This is a genomic window from Nemorincola caseinilytica, from assembly GCF_039540515.1.
Lineage (GTDB): Bacteria > Bacteroidota > Bacteroidia > Chitinophagales > Chitinophagaceae > Nemorincola > Nemorincola caseinilytica.
The window spans coordinates 19,334-35,446 of sequence record NZ_BAABFA010000007.1; the positions used below are offsets into that span (position 1 = coordinate 19,334).

Sequence of the window (16,113 nt, forward strand, 5' to 3'; positions counted from 1 at the left end):
TTATCGCCCAAACAGCAATATGAGGCACTCTCCCCACTCTCACACTCTCTCTTCGCTCCCCGCTCTCTATTTGTCCTTCCGTTCGTTGTACAGCATCTTTATCAGGCCATCTGCCAGGCCTATCTTGGGTACATATATCTCATCGGCCTCGGCCCAGCGCATCACCGATGTATATATCTGCAGCGCAGGTACTATCACATCGGCACGGTCGTCCCGAAACTGGTACAGGTGTTTGCGCTCCTCCAGCGTGGTATTGCTCAGTTCCTTGTGGTAGTCCTTCAGCAGCTCCAGTGGCAGTGGCTTGCCCTCCTTCCGTTTCGAGATAGAGAATATCTTGTTGATGTTGCCACCCGTGCCTATGGCCTCTATGGGGTGGTGCCCGCGCGTATAGGTCTTTATGTACCACTTCATATGGTCCCACTGCTCTTCTGTCACCTTGTTGTGCAGCAGGCGTATGGTACCTATGTTGAACGATTCTTTGAAAATGGTATGGTTCTGTGCATACATCGTTACCTCGGTGCTGCCGCCGCCCACATCTATGTACATGTAGGCCTTGTTGCTGCTCAGGTTCTCGGCTATATGCGTTTCGTATAGTACAGCGGCCTCGTACTGGCCGGTTATTATGTCCACCTGTATGCCGGTCTCGCTCAGTATAGCGGCCAGCAGTTCTCGGCCATTGCTGGCATCCCTCATGGCCGATGTGGCACATGCCCTGAAGGCCTCTACGTTGTAGATATCCATCAGTATCTTGTATGCCCTCAGCGTGTCTATCAGTTTCTTTTTCTTCAGCTCGCTCACATACCCTTTGTCGAATACATCGAAGCCCAGGCGCAGCGGTATGCGCAGCAGGCACAGCTTTGTGAAGTCTACCGTTCCATCCTTGTACACCGATGCCTCGCTTATGAGCAGTCGCGCGGCATTAGACCCTATGTCAATAGCCGCCAGTACCATTATTGATAGCTTTTCCCTTGTAAATACCTGTATATGGCCTCCTGCGAGCGTACCAGCACCTCTTTCTTCTGCGGCTGAACATAATTGTTACTTTGTTCATTATCCAAGATACGGCCTTTCACGTTCTCTGCAAGCTGTATGTGCAAAATATCTGTCAGCTCCTGCCGTATCTTCTCATCTTTAATAGGACAGGCCGCCTCTATGCGGTGGTCTATGTTGCGCACCATCCAGTCGGCCGATGATATGTATACGTGCATATCCTTCCCCGTCCCGAACATCAGCACCCGCGCATGCTCCAGGTTGTCGTCTATTATGCTTATCGCCCTCAGCGATCCCTTTATGCCCTTCAGCTCGGTATAGGCGCAGCATATACCGCGTATCACCATCTGCACATTCACCCCTGCCCTGGCAGCGGCATATATCCGGTCTATGAGCACCTGGTCCACAAGGCTGTTCAGCTTTATTATCATAGCGGCAGGCTTGCCACGTTTTGCCAGCTTTATCTGCTTTTCTATATTGGCCAGCATCACGCTGCGCATGCTCACCGGCGATACCGCCAGTGTCTTGCATGCCTTTAACGCGCCTGCCTTCTTCACCGGGTTCTCTATATGGTCGAAGATGCGGTTCATATCCGCTATTATGGTCCGGTCGGTGGTGAGCAGGGTATGGTCGCCATAGTATGTGGCCGTGTTCTCGTTCAGGTTGCCGGTGCTCACAAAGCCATACTGTATCGTTTTGTTGAACTCGCGCTTCTTTATCACGCATATCTTGGCATGCACCTTCATATTGGGTATGCCCAGCAGCACCTTTACGCCTTCCTCTTCCAGCAGGTTCTTCCAGCGCATATTGGCCTCCTCGTCAAAGCGGGCCCGTAGCTCCAGCACCACTGTCACCTGCTTTCCATTGCGCACGGCATTTATGAGGGCGTTCACTATTTTCGAATTCCTGGCCACACGGTAGAGGGCTATGCGTATGCTCTGCACGAACGGGTCTATGGCCGCCTCGCGCAGCAGGTCTATCACCGAGTCGAACGAGTGGTAGGGCAGGTGCAGCATCACATCGCGCTTCTGTATCACATCCATTATGCGGCATGGCTGCTGCAATAGCGGGTGTACCATGGGCCTGGGCCTTACCCTCTGGTTCCTGAATATAGACGATGGAAAGTCTATGAAATCCTTGAAGTTGTGTATGCGCCCGCCCGGTATCAGGTTGTCCTTCTTGGTCAGCCCCAGCCGCTGCACCAGGTAGTTCAGTAGTGTGGTATCTATCTGCCTGTCGTATACGAACCTCGTGGCGCGGCCCTTCTTGCGGTTCTTCAGACCTTTTTCCAGATCGTCTATCAGGTTGGTGTTCACATCATTGTCGGTCTCCAGCTCGGCATCGCGCGTCACCTTTATGATATAGCTCATGAACCTGTCGAACCCGAACGGGGCGAACAGCATGGGCAGGTTGTACCGTATGATATCCTCCAGCAGTATGATGTCCGTACTCCCCTTCTCCGATGGCATTATCACGAACCTCGGCAATACCTTCGTAGGTATCTCTATCAGCGCATAGCGCTGCGCCATCGATTCGCTGGTCTTGCCCAGCACACAGGCCAGGTATATCGATTTGTCGCGCAGCAGCGGCATCTGCGGTATCGATTCTATCATCAGTGGTATGATCTGCGTCCTCACCTTCTCCTCGAAGTACTTGGACACGAACTCCTTCTGCGGCCTTGATAGCTGCTTCTCGTTCTTGATGAGTATGTGTTGCTGCTCCAGCTCGCGTATTATGTCCGAGTACGATGCATCGAACTCCTGCTGCTGCGTCAGCACCGTCTGCTGTATCTTCTTCAGTATCTTGGCGGGGTTGCTCTCCAGGTGCACTTTCGCGGCCTTGCCCAGCATCACCATCTTGTTCAGGGTGGCCACGCGCACCCTGAAGAATTCGTCCAGGTTGTTCGAGAAGATACCCAGGAATTTGATCCTGTCCTGTATATGGTTCTCCGGATCGTTGGCCTCCTGCAACACACGCGCATTGAATGCCAGCCAGCTTAGATCGCGTATTATCGTCTGTTTCGGGTTCTTCTGCATATACAGTATATATCAGGCATCCTGATGGTGGCGCGAAAATACTGCCATATACGCTGGCATCTTACCACCATACGCAAGGTAATGGTGATTTTACATAAAATTAATATTGGGAAGGATATTAGAATAAAGCAGCCCGCGGCGCGAAGCCACAGGCTGATCTTTATTCATCCTCTACATCACGAAAAAGGTCTCTTTTTCCCTTATGGCCATGGTCACATCTGCCATCAGGGGTTCGCGTATCATCTGTTTCAGATCGCGCTCTATATTCCCGGCAATGGTGGTCACCGGGGTATCGGTAGGCTTGTTGTCAAAGGGATCTTGCAGGTGTATGGCCATCTTCTCTATCAGCAGGAAGCAGGCCGATATAGCGGTCACTACCAGTATCTCGGCCCAGCCAAAGAAGTCTATGAGGCCAAAGGGCAGCAGCCCTATGAACAGCAGCAGCGAAAAGTGTATGTACAGGCTGTAGGTAGATGGGAATACAGTGTTCTTTATACGCTCGGCCTTGCCCTGCGAGTCGCACAGGCGCGATAGCGTACGGTCCAGCTCTACCTGCTGGTAGCGGTTCAGCCAGCCCTCGCGCATGGCTATGGTTATATCGCGGGCATGCAGGTTCAGCATGGCGGCGGGCTTGTTTGTATACCCGGCCAAGTAGTCCATATCGCTCTTGTCCAGCCACTTTTCCAGTCCCTGCAGGGCATTGCGGCCGCGCAGGTGCTGGCCCAAGCTGTAGGTCCAGGCTATCTGCCTGTTCACAAAGCGGTTCCTGAACTGCTCTATCGCTTCGTCCTTGTATTCCTTGTCCAGGAAGCAGAGCATCTGGCGGGCCACAGTGCGCGAGTCGTTCACTACGGCACCCCATATATGGCGTGCCTCCCACCAGCGGTCATAGGCCTGGTTCGACCTGAAGCCCAGCAGCAGCGATATCACCGTGCCCAGCATGGCAGGCACCGACAGCGGTATGGCTATCCGCACAAAGTGGAAGTTATGGTACATTATCCATACCAGTATAGAATAGGCCAGCACGCCCATCACTTCGTACTTTATCTTCCCAAATGTATAATGGAACGGTATCTTCTCTTTCAGCAGCATCTCTTTCGGTTTTACAGGGTTATTTATATCGTTCCTACTTCGGCCACTTCTTTTGCAGTGGCCGTTACCGGGCTTGTTACCGGTCTCAGGTCGGTCATTATCTCTATTCCCGATCTTTTGAACATGCGCAGCGGGTTCACACTGTCTCTTACCAGCGGTATGAAACGATAGCCCTCCGGCAGCGCTATCAGGTCTATCCTGTTCGCCTCGGCATAGTTGCGGAAGGCAACATCGGTAGAGCCATACATAATGCCAAAGCTTATGTTATCTATATTGCCGGTCTGTTTTTTCACTTTGCGGCATTTCAGGCGCAGCTCCTCGGTTATGAAGCCATAATGGCCGCCACCACCCATACGCACCATGGCATCTACCAGGCTGTCAGGTATGTCGAATGCGTGAAAAAGAAAGATGTTCACTCTGTCGTCTATAGCTCTCGCTACACGGCCTGCCAGCTCGGCAGATACTGGTGTCAGGTCCGATGGTATCAACACGTTTTTCATAGCTATTATACTGTTTTGGTTCTGTGGCAAAGATGCACCCACGGTATTAGCCACCCCTAAACATCAAATTAGATAGTGATAAAACATTCATTAGAGCAACATTAGAAACATTCATCCCCCACAGGCCGATGCCGGCCGGCCGCAGTGGTGCCGCCGTTTCGTATTTTTGCATCATGGAAAGACCCCGGCTAGACAAATACCTTTGGGCCATAAGACTGTTCAAGACACGCACCCAGGCCACCGAGGCCATAGATAGCGGCAAGGTAAAGATGAACAGCGCTGCCGTAAAGCCATCGCGCACGGTATCGGTAGGCGACCGCTACCAGGTACGCACGCCTGAAGGCCGCAAGACCATAGAGGTGACCGCACTGCTGCACAACAGAGTAGCATACCCCGAGGCCATAAAACACTATATAGATATCACACCCGAGGAAGATAAGGTACTGAACGCCGCCACTACATCCAGCTTCTATACCGGAAAGCGCCTAAGTAAAACAGGCCGCCCCACTAAGAAACAGCGGCGCGACCTGGACGATCTTATGAACGATGTGCCCGAAAGCACAGATGTTTAATATACTGCGGCATAGTTGCCCGGTATGGTCTGCACCCAGTTGTGCCCGCCATCAGAGCTTTCATATATACCATTGCTTGTGGCCAGGTATATGAATTTCCGTACCGATCCGTTCTTGAATACGTTCTTCTTGCCTGCTATGCCCCTCACCGTAGTGCCGCTGGCCAGGCCATTGTTGTTGGCCTCCCAGGCGCCGGTATGCAGGTTCAGTATATACAGGCCCTTGCCTGCTGTACCTACCAGGCACACCTCCTCAAAGGGCGACTCTATGCACAGCAGTGGTGTATTATCGGGCAGGCCGCTATACTGTGTCCAGTTGGCGCCCAGGTCATCGCTATACCATGCGCCATAGTTGCACCTGGCATCTATAGCTATCAGCCTGTTGTTCATATGGCCCAGGGTAAAGTAGCTGGTATCTACATGGGTAGCGCCAAATGGCGGCAGCGGTGTGCCCGATAGGTTGCCTTTGTATATATAGGCTATATTGTCGGGGTTGGCGGTCTTTTCGCGCCACCTGTTGGCATATACGGTCTCATCCTTGCCTTCTTTCACAAAGTTGCGCACATGGAAGTTGTCGCCATCTGCCGGGCCCGAGTAGGCCAGCCCGCACAACTTGCCATTGGCCAGGAAGGTGTATGAGAACATCCTCACGGGCAGCCTGCCGGTCTCTACGGTATCATAAGAGCCATCCAGCGCCCATGTACGCGGGTTACCGAAGTTGTCGCTGTACAGTACGCCCAGCCAGTTCTTGTCGGTGTTCTGCGACTGGCTTACAGTGTACACACGGTTGCCCCATGCAGTTATGTTTATCAGCATGCTCTGGTTCAGGTTCATGCTGTCGCCATTGCACAGCTTTGTAGGGAATGCCACCAGCGAGTCGTACGTCAGGTTGAAGTTCCTGCCATTGTTGTTGCTGTAGTAAAGGTGATTCTTCGCCCACAGTATATTGCCACCCGATGTCACCAGCGAGCGGCAAGGCTTGCCATCCGGCGGGAATCCCATACCGCTGTAGTTCCTGCCATCGTTGGTGTGGTAAAGCGCCCCGCCCATATCTGAGAAATAAAGGCTGAAGGGAGTAGTAATGACATTATTATTGTCTATACCCGTCGTTTTTTTACAACTGTACACACCGGCTACTATGGCCGCAGTTAGAAAGCAAAAAGAATATAGGGATGACCTGCGCATGCTTATCAGTTTGTCTGTAAATGTAAGTTAACAAAGATAATTATTATACCGAGAATATATAAAGGACGAAGAAATAACCGGGATCGTATGGAAGAGGCCCCATTTTTTTGATCTACGGCCTTTTACAGACGCAGCCGCCTACCTGTCGGGTATGTTGCTCAGGTCGTTCATCCTCATCCCGAAGTCTATGAGCTCCAGTATACTGTTCTCGTCCTTATCGGCAAAGTTTATCTCCAGGTCGAATTTGTAGGCATTATCTATATAGTTGCCCCCGTACAGGGTCACATTGTCCAGCAGTTTTTTGCTCTCGGCTATTATGGCAGAGTCTCTCGGCGAGCTACTTATGGCAGGGTCTACCTTACCCAGCATCTGCTTTATATCCACACATATCGCAAAGGGGTTGTCATATGCCTTGTCGGCCGCTTCCCGGGGCATTTTGTCTCCCTTGTACCTGCCATCCAGTATGCCCTCGGCATATTCGTGCCTGTTCGACATCACCGCATATTCCCTGCTCATCTGCAGGTGCAGGCTGTCGTCCGTCGTCAGGGGGAACACATAGCCGCTGCCACTCCTTTGCATCTGGGTACCTGCGGTCATTTCCAACAGGCGGGCAAAATTGTCGGGGTTCCCTATTTTCACTGCATAGGTCATGTTCATGGTGGCACGCTGCCTGCGGTATGCTACTTCCTGCCCCATAAAATCTTCCTTCAGCGTCTCTGTCCGCAGGCTGAAGTTGTTCATCGCTATCACCATATCGCCGGTAAAGGCGCCCAGTACATAGTCCATATCCAGCCCCTGGGTGGTAAGCCCCACATTGGCCGGGCCGAAGAGGCCTACTTTCTCCAGCAGGGTCTTCACCCCCGCCGGCGATATATGCATCGATACCAGCATGTCCAGGTCCTTCTTCGGCAGCCTGTCCAGCAGGTCTTTGTCCGTCCTTACGGTACCAAAGTCTTTGGTGGCCTCCTCTACCTGCGCGGGCAGGTAGTAGTTCACGGCCCCGCTTATCTTTCCTTTCTTGAAGTCGAAACCGGCGGTGAGCACTGCATCCCTCCACACTGCCGACGATAGCGATACGCCGTTCAGGTCCACGCTCACATCGCCCGTCAGGTCGGTTATCAGGCTGCCGTAGTTCAGCCAGAACGACAGGTCGTACCCGCCCTTTGCCAGCGCTGCAAAACGGCTGTTGCCCACTATATTGCTGCCCGATGGCACCATGAAGGCCCTTGCCATCTCTGCGGCTATCAGTTGGGCGGCATCGTTCTCGCTGCCCTCGGCCATGGTACCGTTTATTATTATCAGCAGGTCGTTCGTCCATCCTACATACATGCCCTCGCCGGGTGCGGCCTCCTTGCGGTCCTGCCTCACCTGTATGGGTGTACCGTCGAACACCTGTTTCACATAGGCCTCCCATCGCCCGGCATCGGCCAGTGGCACCAGGGCCACCATCAGGTTGCCGCCGGCAAAGCGCGTGTCCGACCGCGTATAAATATAAAAGGTATTGGAAACGTCGATACCGGCGTTCTCAATACCTTTCATCGCATCGGCAGAGCCCTGTGCAGACATCCGCTTTTGCATCTCTTTATACAGTTTGCTGCCTGTTATCAGGTTCCAGGCTATCTTCTTGCTCAGCGACCTCAGGTTTATACCCGCCACCGCCGTAGCATCGGCAGGTATGTACTTCGCATTGTCGGGTACCCGGCTACAGGCGCCCAGTACCAGTATCAGAACGACACACAACAATATGGAGCTTCGGCCCTTCCTGTGCATGAGCAGATCCTTTTGGTTAGAACGGCAGATCGTCCACTGTCTGCGACGATGCCGGTGCATTGTATGCGGGGGCGCTGCTATAGCCGTTACCCGCATTGCCCGCAGGGGCATTGTTGTATGCAGGCGCTGGCTGGCCGCCATTGTTCACCGGTGCGGCAGTAGCGCTTTCTACACGCCATGCGTCCAGGTTGGTTATGTATTTGGTAGTTCCGTCTTTCTTATCTACATATGAGTTACCCTTTATATTGAAGCTCACCCTCACTGCATCACCCACATTGAACCTGTCTATTATATCGCATTTGTTCTGTACCAATTGCAGTTTGGCGAAGTTCGTATACACATTACCATTTATCTCTTCGGCCAGTTCTATCACGAACTCACGTTTCCTGAACTTGTCGTTCACCTGCTGTGCGTCATACTTTACCAGTAATTTACCTGTTACTTCTAAACTCATTTTTCTACTTTTTAATAATTAAACCAAATTTTCAGTATCCGACCCGTAAGGTAATAAAAAAAGTGCTTCCAGAAAAGCACTTTTTTATTACCGAATGTTTTGGGGAGGCTAAAGGGGTTCGAACCCTCGACCCTCAGAACCACAATCTGATGCTCTAACCAGCTGAGCTATAGCCTCCATCCCCGTGATAATTAGGACGGCAAAGGTAAGGAAATTTGCCGCCTCAAATATACTTGCACCAATATTTTTTTTCATCATCACTCTGCCCGCATCGGGCATACTGATGTCTGCCCGCACAGCAGTTTCCAGCCGTTCTTGCGTTTTATCACAGTTCCGGTCTCTACCAGGTATACTACTACATATTTCCCGGCCGTGTCCGTAGTTGCCGACCGTATGCGCGCGCTATATGCCGCCAGTCTGGTGGTCAGGGGTGTCACCACCAGCGTGTCGAAGGTGTTGTTCACATCTTTGTACATGCCGGCATTGCGCCCTATCATGCTTATCACCGTATCGAAGCAAAGCGGCGCTGTCGCACCCGGCGGCACCCAGAAGAACTCGCCCGAATTGTCTATATGATCATATTCCGCATGCAGGCCGCGTGCCTTTACATCGGCGCAGTACTTGTACAGCATGGTCTTCACCTCGCCGCTCACCTCGGCACGCTGCCGCTCTGATAGCGCGGTATGGTCCTTACATGCCGCCAGCAGCAGCATGCCCGCGCATAATAGCCATAGCTTTCTCATTGCATCCCATTACTGTTATCGCTATTCTTTTACCACCTTCAGCACCCGTTCGCTGCCACTCGTGTTAGTTACATGCAGCAGGTACATGCCGGGGGCAAGTGTGGTGGCGGGTATCTCCCTGCGGGTATCACTGCCATTGCGGGTAGCATACAGGGCTCTGCCGGTCATATCGGTAAGGGTAATGCTACAGTTCGCAGGCAGGCCATATATTGCCCATGCAGTGGATGAGGGATTGGGCTGTACACTTATGGTATTGGCTATAACACCTTCCACACCCAGTGTCACATCCTTTGTTATGCTGGTCACACTATCTATCAGCCAGTGGTTGGGGTCTATGGCCAGGCCGTTCATGTTCTTGCTCCAGGTAAAGTGCAGCAACTGTGTCTCCTGATCGTTCAGTATGCGTATGGTGGTATCTCCTGCAGCAGAGCGCAGGCGCAGCTCCAGCGGCACCTTGAAGGGCAGTACCGATGATGGCTTGCTCGTGGTCTGTTGCAGGTTCACATATACATCGTTCCCTATCCTGTTCCAGGTAGCGGTATATATGGGATGGCCTTCGCCAAATACCCACTGGTTGAAGAAAGTATCCAGGCTGATGCCGTTGATCTCTCCTCCATACATCACCTTCGCCAGTTCGCGGAGATCTACTACCGTGCCCACGCTATCGCGCATGGCCGTTTGCCATCCCCTCAGCAGGTCGAAGAAACGGGTATCGTCATTGAACACATGGCGCAGCGTATGCACCATACAGGCGCCCTTGTCATAGGTAAGACGGCTGCTGAATATGCGCGGCTCGCTGGTGGTATCATCCACATATATGAAACCGCTCAACTCGCTCAGTACGTTCTTCTGGCGCTCTACCATATCGGCAGTGGCCACGGCATGACCGCGAAACGCATCGAGGTACATATACTCACAGTAACTGGCAAAGCCTTCGTTCATAACTATATCCTGCCAGGTGGCGCAGGTCACATTATCGCCGAACCACTGGTGACCCAGCTCATGTGCCACCAGCCAGCTTTCAAAGAAGCCCATGGTGCTCATGGTCTGGTGTTCCATACCACCGCTCAGCGGCCCCATACAGTGCCCATATTTCTCTTTCCAGAAGGGGTAGCGGCCAAAATACTGGCTGAAGAAGTTCACCTGTATGCCCGTACTGTCTATCACGTTCTTGAAGTTGGGCAGCGTGGCGGGATTGTCATATACATAGTTCTGTATCAGCATAGAGTCGGGGCTGCCGGTAAAATGCATGTAGTATGAGTAATCCACATACTTGCCCACCGCTGCCGATATCAGGTAGTAGTCTATGGGATAACGCTCCTTCCATTCGTAGCGGTCGCGGCCGCCGCCCAGGTGGGTCACCGCCTGCAGCACGCCATTGCTGCCTGCCTTCAGCGAGTCATCTACCGTTATCCATATGTCCGATGAGTCTATCTTGTCCGTCAACGACTGCTTGCAGGGCCACCACTCCCTGGCCCTGTAAGATTCGCTTAGGGTAAATGTGGCCCAGTTGCCCCAGCTTGGCGACCGCAATGCATTTATGCCCTTCGCGCTGAAGTTGGTACCCGATACCGGTATACCATGATAGTATACCTGCGCAGTGAAGAGTGTACCCATGCTCAATGGAGCAGGCAGCGATACCGTATGCACATCTCCCACCGATGTGTAGGGGCAGAGCGCACCATCTACCTTTACCGAATCTATCACCAGCGGCGGCTCCAGCTCAAAGACGTAGGTCGTCAGCGCCGGCGCTGTCACCTTTGCCGTGGTCATCACATTACCACCCAGTGCAGTGGTCACATTGCTCATGCTTATGTCCAGCTTCACATATTTCACATCATATTTATCCTCTTCCACGCTGGCCACTGTGGGTTTGCCTGCGGTGCCATGCTCATGCTGGCCCATACGGCTTTTTGCAACATGGCATTGCCATTCATGCCTGTTCACCTGTGCTTGTACGCTACTGCATACCAGCGTTGCACCCGCCACAAAGGCCCATACACTTCTTATATTCATCTATATCTGTTTGTGCGCTAAAACTAAGCCTTTTTCCATAAATGCCCTTTTTCCTCACCCCCGGGTATTCCCGGCCGCCACATGCCGGGCAGGGGTGAGGCATGTGCGCAAAGAATTGAAATGCATCCATAAAGGCAGTAACATTGCACCATGAAGCTGCTTGTAGTTGCTGCCACAGCGGCAGAGATAGCGCCCTTCCTAGCGCAGTGCCCCGATGCCGATGTACTGATAACAGGCGTAGGTATGGTAGCTACCACATATGCCCTTACCCGCAGGCTGGCCACTACCCGTTACGACCTCGTGATACAGGCCGGTGTAGGGGGTAGTTTCGATGAAAGCATACCCCTTGGCGAGGTGGTATTCGTTACCGCCGATACCTATGGCGACCTCGGTGCCGAAGACCATGATGAGTATATCGACATCTACGGCCTCGGCCTGCTGGGCCGCAACGATCACCCACATACCGAAGGCATGCTGCGCAACCCGTTATCGGCCATGCACAGCGGTATATCGCTGCGACAGGTAAGTGGCCTCACGGTCAATACCGTAAGCGGTAATGCCACCACTATAGCGCGCAGGCGCACCCAGGGCTGCCAGGTAGAAAGCATGGAAGGCGCTGCCTTTCACTATGTATGCCTGCAGGAGGGCGTACCATTCGCACAGGTGAGGGCCATATCCAACTACGTCATTCCCCGCGATAAAAGCCAGTGGAAGATGAAGGATGCCATTATAGCTCTAAACAACTGGCTCATAGAATATACCCGCACTGCCTGATGCGTATTGCTCGTTACCTTTGCACTGGCAAAAAGACATTCAGATGAAACTAACGCTTGGGTTCAGCCCATGTCCCAATGATACTTTCATATTCGATGCCATGGTAAATGGTGGGGTAGATACGCATGGTATCACCTTCGAGTATGTAATGGAAGATGTAGAGACCCTCAACCAATGGGCCATGGATGGCAGGCTGCATATCACCAAGCTCAGCTACAGTACCTTTCTGCATACTGTGCACCGCTATGCGCTGCTGCATAGCGGCAGTGCGCTTGGGCAGGGTGTAGGGCCGCTGCTGGTGGCCCGCCACCCGCTGGACATGGCCCGCCTGCACGAGCACAGCATAGCCATACCGGGTATAAAGACCACGGCCAACCTGCTGCTGTCGCTGGCATACCCGCAGGCAAAGAACAAGACCGAGCTGCTTTTCAGCGACATAGAGGCCGCCGTGCTGGATGGCCGCTACGATGCAGGCCTCATCATTCACGAAAGCCGCTTCACCTATGCGCAGAAGGGGCTCATAAAGCTGGCCGACCTGGGCGACTGGTGGGAGCAGGCTACGGGCGCGGCCATACCGCTGGGTGGCATAGTCATGCGGCGCGACCTGGGTGCAGAGCTCTGCGCCACCGTCGATGGTATCATCCGCAAAAGCCTTGAGCTATCCTGGCAGCGTTACCCGCAGCTATCGCAGTTCGTGAAGGAGAATGCACAGGAAATGGAAGAAGAGGTGATGCGCAAGCATATAGACCTGTATGTGAACAGCTATACTACCGACCTGGGCGACACAGGCCGCAACGCGATAGCCACCCTGTTCAGCAAAGCAAAGGAGGCTGGCCTCATACCCTACTCTGCCAACGACAATATATTTTATTGACACTTCGTTTATAGACCACGATCATGAAAATGAACAGATCCCTTTTGATGGCGTTGACCATCCTCTCATTCGCCTCCTGCAGGAAGGACCCCGACCCCATACCTACCGATACATCCTGCTACTCCAAGGTCTATGGCGTTCGTTCCGAAGCCATCCACATCACCGATACCGCCGCTGCGGGTCAGTATGGTTTCATAGATACTGCCGGTGGGCAGATAGGCGTTGTTTCTGTTGTCAATTCCGCCTTCAGCAAGCAGGGCGCCTTCAGCAATGCCGATAGCTGTTATTATACCATAAAGACAGTACGTGGCTCTTATACCGGCAATGTGCTGTGCAGGGTCACTGCGGGCAGTAGTGTCTCTTACCTTACCGATGCATCGGTAAAGAAGCTCAGTTACCAGGCCATTGTGTTCAACAGGGCAACTAACAGGTTGTACTGCCTATATAACGATACGGTGAACAAAGTAGGAGAGGTGACCATTTCAGGTGGTTCGTTCTCCGTTACAGAACTGGTACGGCTAAAGGCCCGCACCACCATACTCACCGGCATCACGGCCGATAACAACAGCGGCGCTCTCTACTGCCTCACCGGCGACCTGTCGGTATCTTACCTGGAGCGTTACATGCCGGGCGCTACCGCATCATCTGTGACCGATACATTGCAGGGTGGCTGGGGCACTATCATGGGGCTTCGCTATAATGTCAATGACAGCAAGCTATATTACCTCAAGATCAACGGCTCACCAGGGGCTGTGGTCTATCGCGAAGACCCCGCTACAAAGGCGCAGACAATGGTAGCTACCCTGCAGGGCTATATAGACCATGAGTATTTCTCTGCCGCCCTCGACCCCTGCCGCAATGAGTATGTACTCAGTACACGCACAGGTGTGGGCTGGTCGTCTCAGATGTATGTGCGCATCAATTTGGCCAGCGGCCTGGTGTATAAGAACGCTATACCTGCCCTGTACACAGGCCTCGATGTAGCTTATTGATCGGCCCTGCTTACCAGCGCACCAGTCTTATATTGTCCGTCACAGCGCCGCTCAGCCGCAGCAGGTAGGTGCCGCTGGGCAGGCGTTCTCCCGGTATGGTGGTACTACCCTTGCCTGTTCTGCCCTCCCACAGTACTTTGCCGGTCATGTCCATCAGCGCTATGTCGGTCTCCTCGGGCAGTGGGTCTATCTGCCAGTAGTTCTCGGTGGGGTTGGGGTGTATCCTTATGCGGCCGTGCTCTATGTCGTTCATACCCACCGTCAGCGTGGGGTCTTTGGTAATGCCTATATTCCGCATCACCACCCATACATCGGTGTTCAGGTATACGTTCGTTACGGTAGGCGCCCAGTCAAAGGTGAACGTCTGCGTATCTACATTGTTATACACTTTTATAAAGGTGTCCAGCGTGCCTGCTCTCAATTGTATCTGCACCGGTGTGCTGAAGTGGTTCGTATACGAGGGGCAGGATTGCGACTGCATCAACTGCACTATCACCGTACTGCCCACCTGGTTCCATTTGGTGCGGTATATGGGATAACCACGGCCATATATCCACTGGTTGAAGAAGGTATCGAGGTCCATGCCATACGTCGCCTCTGCCACTGCCTTGAAGTCTTCTGTCGTTGCATTGCCAAAGCTATACATGCTCTGGTACGTTCGCAGTGTCTTGAAAAATACGGTATCGTGCGGCGCCATATAGCGCAGCGTATGCAGTATGATGCTGGCCTTGGTATACTGGTTGGCGGTAAAAAGGCTGTCGCTGGTGCTGGTATCGGTTATATAGGTGCGCCCGCATGCCTGCCCCACTGCCGATGACAGGTGCTGCTGCCTGCGCTGCTTGGCAGGGCCAGCGCCGTGGAAGTGCTCGCGGTACAGGTGCTCAGAGTAAGTGGCAAAACCCTCGCTCAGCCACATATCTTTCCAGGACCTGTACGTCACATGATCGCCGAACCACTGGTGGGCCAGCTCATGGGCTATGGTCTCTACATCGGTCACTCCTATGGTCACCATGTTCTGGTGCTCCATGCCGCCCGTCAGGGTGGTAAAGCACATGCCGAACTTCTCCTGCCAGAAGGGGTACCTGCCCCACAGGGTAGAGAAATAGTCTATCATATATCGCACACTGTCGAACTTCACCTTATGTGCCGGGTTGAAGCTGGCCGTGTCCATAAAGAAGTTCTGTACCAGCACCGAGTCGCTGCTGCCGGTAAAATAGGCATAGCTCTTATACTCCGAGTACCGTGCTATCGCCAGCGATATCAGGTAGTAGTCTATAGGGTAGTTGGTCTTCCAATGGTAGGTCCACCAGCCGGGTATGGTGGTCATATCCACGTTCACCAGCTTGCCCGTGCTGCCGTCCATCACGTTCTCGGGCACGGTTATCAGCATATCTACCGAATCCGCCTGGTCCAGTACTGATTGTTTGGTGGGCCACCAGTTCAGCGCCACCCATGGGTCGCTCACGGTATACACCATATGTGTGCCCCCTGATGATACAGTGTGCGTGATGCCATTGAAGAAACCGCCGCTTCCGGCAGGTGGGGTGCCCTGGTACCATATGCGCGCAGCGAACATAGTGCCCGCCGTCAGGGCCACAGGCAGTGTTATCCTGCGTATGCTGCCTGTAGTGGTCACAGGTAGTGTCACGCCATCTACCTTGGCCGAATCTATGGTCAGTGCATTGCTCAGTTCAAAGACATATTCGCTCATTGTTGTCGCTGCTACCCGTGCCGTAGTGGTCACATTGCCCTGCACATATATCGATGTGTCGGTCATCTTCAGCTCAAAGCGCAGATGCTTTATATCATAATTGTCCTCGGCAGGGTCGCCCAGTGCGGTGGTCTTTACCGCTGTTCTGCCACGGCCTTTCTTCTTGTCCATGCAGGGGTTGCCCGCGTGCGCTGTTCGCGATAGATAGGGTAGCAGCAGCATTATGGCTGTACACAGTATGGTCAACTTCCTTTTCATGCCCTGGAACTATTTATAAATAATAGCAATTTAATGCATTTCACGCAAATGCGCCATCGTATCGGGCATATGAGTTGCATTTTTAAATATACGGTCAACCTTTTATGAAGGCTCGACCTCACCTCCCCGAATGGGGAGGCCGGGAGG

14 protein-coding genes and 1 tRNA gene are annotated in these 16,113 nt (G+C 53.0%); 4 read left to right on the forward strand and 11 right to left on the reverse strand.

Going from position 1 to position 16,113, the window contains the following annotated elements:
* Positions 1-66 precede the first annotated feature (66 nt).
* The 4 genes from ABD843_RS04080 to ABD843_RS04095 all read right to left on the reverse strand — a co-directional run bounded on the left by ABD843_RS04080 (position 67) and on the right by ABD843_RS04095 (position 4,618).
* Positions 67-951 (reverse strand): Ppx/GppA phosphatase family protein, encoded by an 885-nt coding sequence (locus ABD843_RS04080; RefSeq protein ID WP_345078918.1) that lies wholly within the window; start codon positions 949-951, stop codon positions 67-69.
* Entirely contained in the window at positions 951-3,026 is a 2,076-nt protein-coding gene (gene ppk1 / locus ABD843_RS04085; protein WP_345078923.1) for a polyphosphate kinase 1, read from the reverse strand. The genes ABD843_RS04080 and ppk1 overlap by 1 nt, the downstream gene beginning before the upstream one ends.
* Positions 3,027-3,197: 171 nt before the next feature.
* Positions 3,198-4,118, reverse strand: coding sequence for a bestrophin family protein (locus ABD843_RS04090; RefSeq protein ID WP_345078926.1), 921 nt, complete (start codon positions 4,116-4,118; stop codon positions 3,198-3,200).
* 23 nt (positions 4,119-4,141) lie between these two features.
* Positions 4,142-4,618, reverse strand: coding sequence for a hypothetical protein (locus ABD843_RS04095; RefSeq protein WP_345078929.1), 477 nt, complete (start codon positions 4,616-4,618; stop codon positions 4,142-4,144).
* Between the two features lie 173 nt (positions 4,619-4,791).
* Between ABD843_RS04095 and ABD843_RS04100 the strand changes: the two genes are divergently transcribed.
* A complete protein-coding gene (locus ABD843_RS04100; protein WP_345078932.1) occupies positions 4,792-5,190 on the forward strand; it encodes an RNA-binding S4 domain-containing protein in 399 nt (132 codons plus the stop codon).
* On the opposite strand, the gene ABD843_RS04105 is transcribed toward ABD843_RS04100, so the two are convergent.
* The 6 genes from ABD843_RS04105 to ABD843_RS04130 form a co-directional block, all read right to left on the reverse strand.
* Entirely contained in the window at positions 5,187-6,374 is a 1,188-nt protein-coding gene (locus ABD843_RS04105) for a beta propeller repeat protein (protein WP_345078935.1), read from the reverse strand. The two genes, ABD843_RS04100 and ABD843_RS04105, sit on opposite strands and share 4 nt — an antisense overlap.
* Positions 6,375-6,512: 138 nt before the next feature.
* Positions 6,513-8,144 carry a DUF4836 family protein gene (locus tag ABD843_RS04110; protein WP_345078938.1) on the reverse strand — a complete coding sequence of 544 codons (1,632 nt, stop codon included), beginning with the start codon at positions 8,142-8,144 and terminating at the stop codon, positions 6,513-6,515.
* A gap of 16 nt (positions 8,145-8,160) precedes the next feature.
* Positions 8,161-8,598 (reverse strand): DUF3127 domain-containing protein, encoded by a 438-nt coding sequence (locus tag ABD843_RS04115; protein WP_345078942.1) that lies wholly within the window; start codon positions 8,596-8,598, stop codon positions 8,161-8,163.
* Positions 8,599-8,698: 100 nt separating this feature from the next.
* Positions 8,699-8,775 (reverse strand) — tRNA-His (locus ABD843_RS04120).
* A gap of 80 nt (positions 8,776-8,855) precedes the next feature.
* Complete coding sequence (locus tag ABD843_RS04125) at positions 8,856-9,341, reverse strand: hypothetical protein (protein ID WP_345078945.1); 486 nt, start codon at positions 9,339-9,341, stop codon at positions 8,856-8,858.
* A gap of 21 nt (positions 9,342-9,362) precedes the next feature.
* Complete coding sequence (locus ABD843_RS04130; protein ID WP_345078948.1) at positions 9,363-11,357, reverse strand: M1 family metallopeptidase; 1,995 nt, start codon at positions 11,355-11,357, stop codon at positions 9,363-9,365.
* 150 nt (positions 11,358-11,507) lie between these two features.
* On the opposite strand from ABD843_RS04130, the gene mqnB reads away from it, so the two are divergent.
* The 3 genes from mqnB to ABD843_RS04145 are packed head-to-tail and all read left to right on the forward strand — an operon-like array spanning position 11,508 to position 13,997.
* Positions 11,508-12,131: a futalosine hydrolase gene (gene mqnB, locus ABD843_RS04135; RefSeq protein WP_345078951.1), complete on the forward strand. Its 624-nt coding sequence runs from the start codon at positions 11,508-11,510 to the stop codon at positions 12,129-12,131.
* Between the two features lie 43 nt (positions 12,132-12,174).
* Positions 12,175-13,005, forward strand: a complete 831-nt coding sequence (locus tag ABD843_RS04140; protein WP_345078953.1) for a 1,4-dihydroxy-6-naphtoate synthase — start codon at positions 12,175-12,177, stop codon at positions 13,003-13,005.
* Positions 13,006-13,052: 47 nt separating this feature from the next.
* Positions 13,053-13,997 (forward strand): hypothetical protein, encoded by a 945-nt coding sequence (locus ABD843_RS04145; RefSeq protein ID WP_345078956.1) that lies wholly within the window; start codon positions 13,053-13,055, stop codon positions 13,995-13,997.
* A 10-nt stretch (positions 13,998-14,007) separates the two neighbouring features.
* Here ABD843_RS04145 and ABD843_RS04150 read toward each other — a convergent pair whose 3' ends face one another.
* The gene (locus tag ABD843_RS04150; protein WP_345078958.1) at positions 14,008-15,966 is read right to left on the reverse strand and encodes a M1 family metallopeptidase; all 1,959 of its coding nucleotides are present in this window, start codon (positions 15,964-15,966) and stop codon (positions 14,008-14,010) included.
* Positions 15,967-16,113: the final 147 nt, after the last annotated feature.

Coding starts and splice junctions, on each gene's coding strand:
- ABD843_RS04080 (WP_345078918.1), bottom strand. CDS start 951: ATGGTACTGGCGGCTATTGACATAGGGTCTAATGCCGCGCGACTGCTC.
- ppk1 (WP_345078923.1), bottom strand. CDS start 3,026: ATGCAGAAGAACCCGAAACAGACGATAATACGCGATCTAAGCTGGCTG.
- ABD843_RS04090 (WP_345078926.1), bottom strand. CDS start 4,118: ATGCTGCTGAAAGAGAAGATACCGTTCCATTATACATTTGGGAAGATA.
- ABD843_RS04095 (WP_345078929.1), bottom strand. CDS start 4,618: ATGAAAAACGTGTTGATACCATCGGACCTGACACCAGTATCTGCCGAG.
- ABD843_RS04100 (WP_345078932.1), top strand. CDS start 4,792: ATGGAAAGACCCCGGCTAGACAAATACCTTTGGGCCATAAGACTGTTC.
- ABD843_RS04105 (WP_345078935.1), bottom strand. CDS start 6,374: ATGCGCAGGTCATCCCTATATTCTTTTTGCTTTCTAACTGCGGCCATA.
- ABD843_RS04110 (WP_345078938.1), bottom strand. CDS start 8,144: ATGCACAGGAAGGGCCGAAGCTCCATATTGTTGTGTGTCGTTCTGATA.
- ABD843_RS04115 (WP_345078942.1), bottom strand. CDS start 8,598: ATGAGTTTAGAAGTAACAGGTAAATTACTGGTAAAGTATGACGCACAG.
- ABD843_RS04125 (WP_345078945.1), bottom strand. CDS start 9,341: ATGAGAAAGCTATGGCTATTATGCGCGGGCATGCTGCTGCTGGCGGCA.
- ABD843_RS04130 (WP_345078948.1), bottom strand. CDS start 11,357: ATGAATATAAGAAGTGTATGGGCCTTTGTGGCGGGTGCAACGCTGGTA.
- mqnB (WP_345078951.1), top strand. CDS start 11,508: ATGAAGCTGCTTGTAGTTGCTGCCACAGCGGCAGAGATAGCGCCCTTC.
- ABD843_RS04140 (WP_345078953.1), top strand. CDS start 12,175: ATGAAACTAACGCTTGGGTTCAGCCCATGTCCCAATGATACTTTCATA.
- ABD843_RS04145 (WP_345078956.1), top strand. CDS start 13,053: ATGGCGTTGACCATCCTCTCATTCGCCTCCTGCAGGAAGGACCCCGAC.
- ABD843_RS04150 (WP_345078958.1), bottom strand. CDS start 15,966: ATGAAAAGGAAGTTGACCATACTGTGTACAGCCATAATGCTGCTGCTA.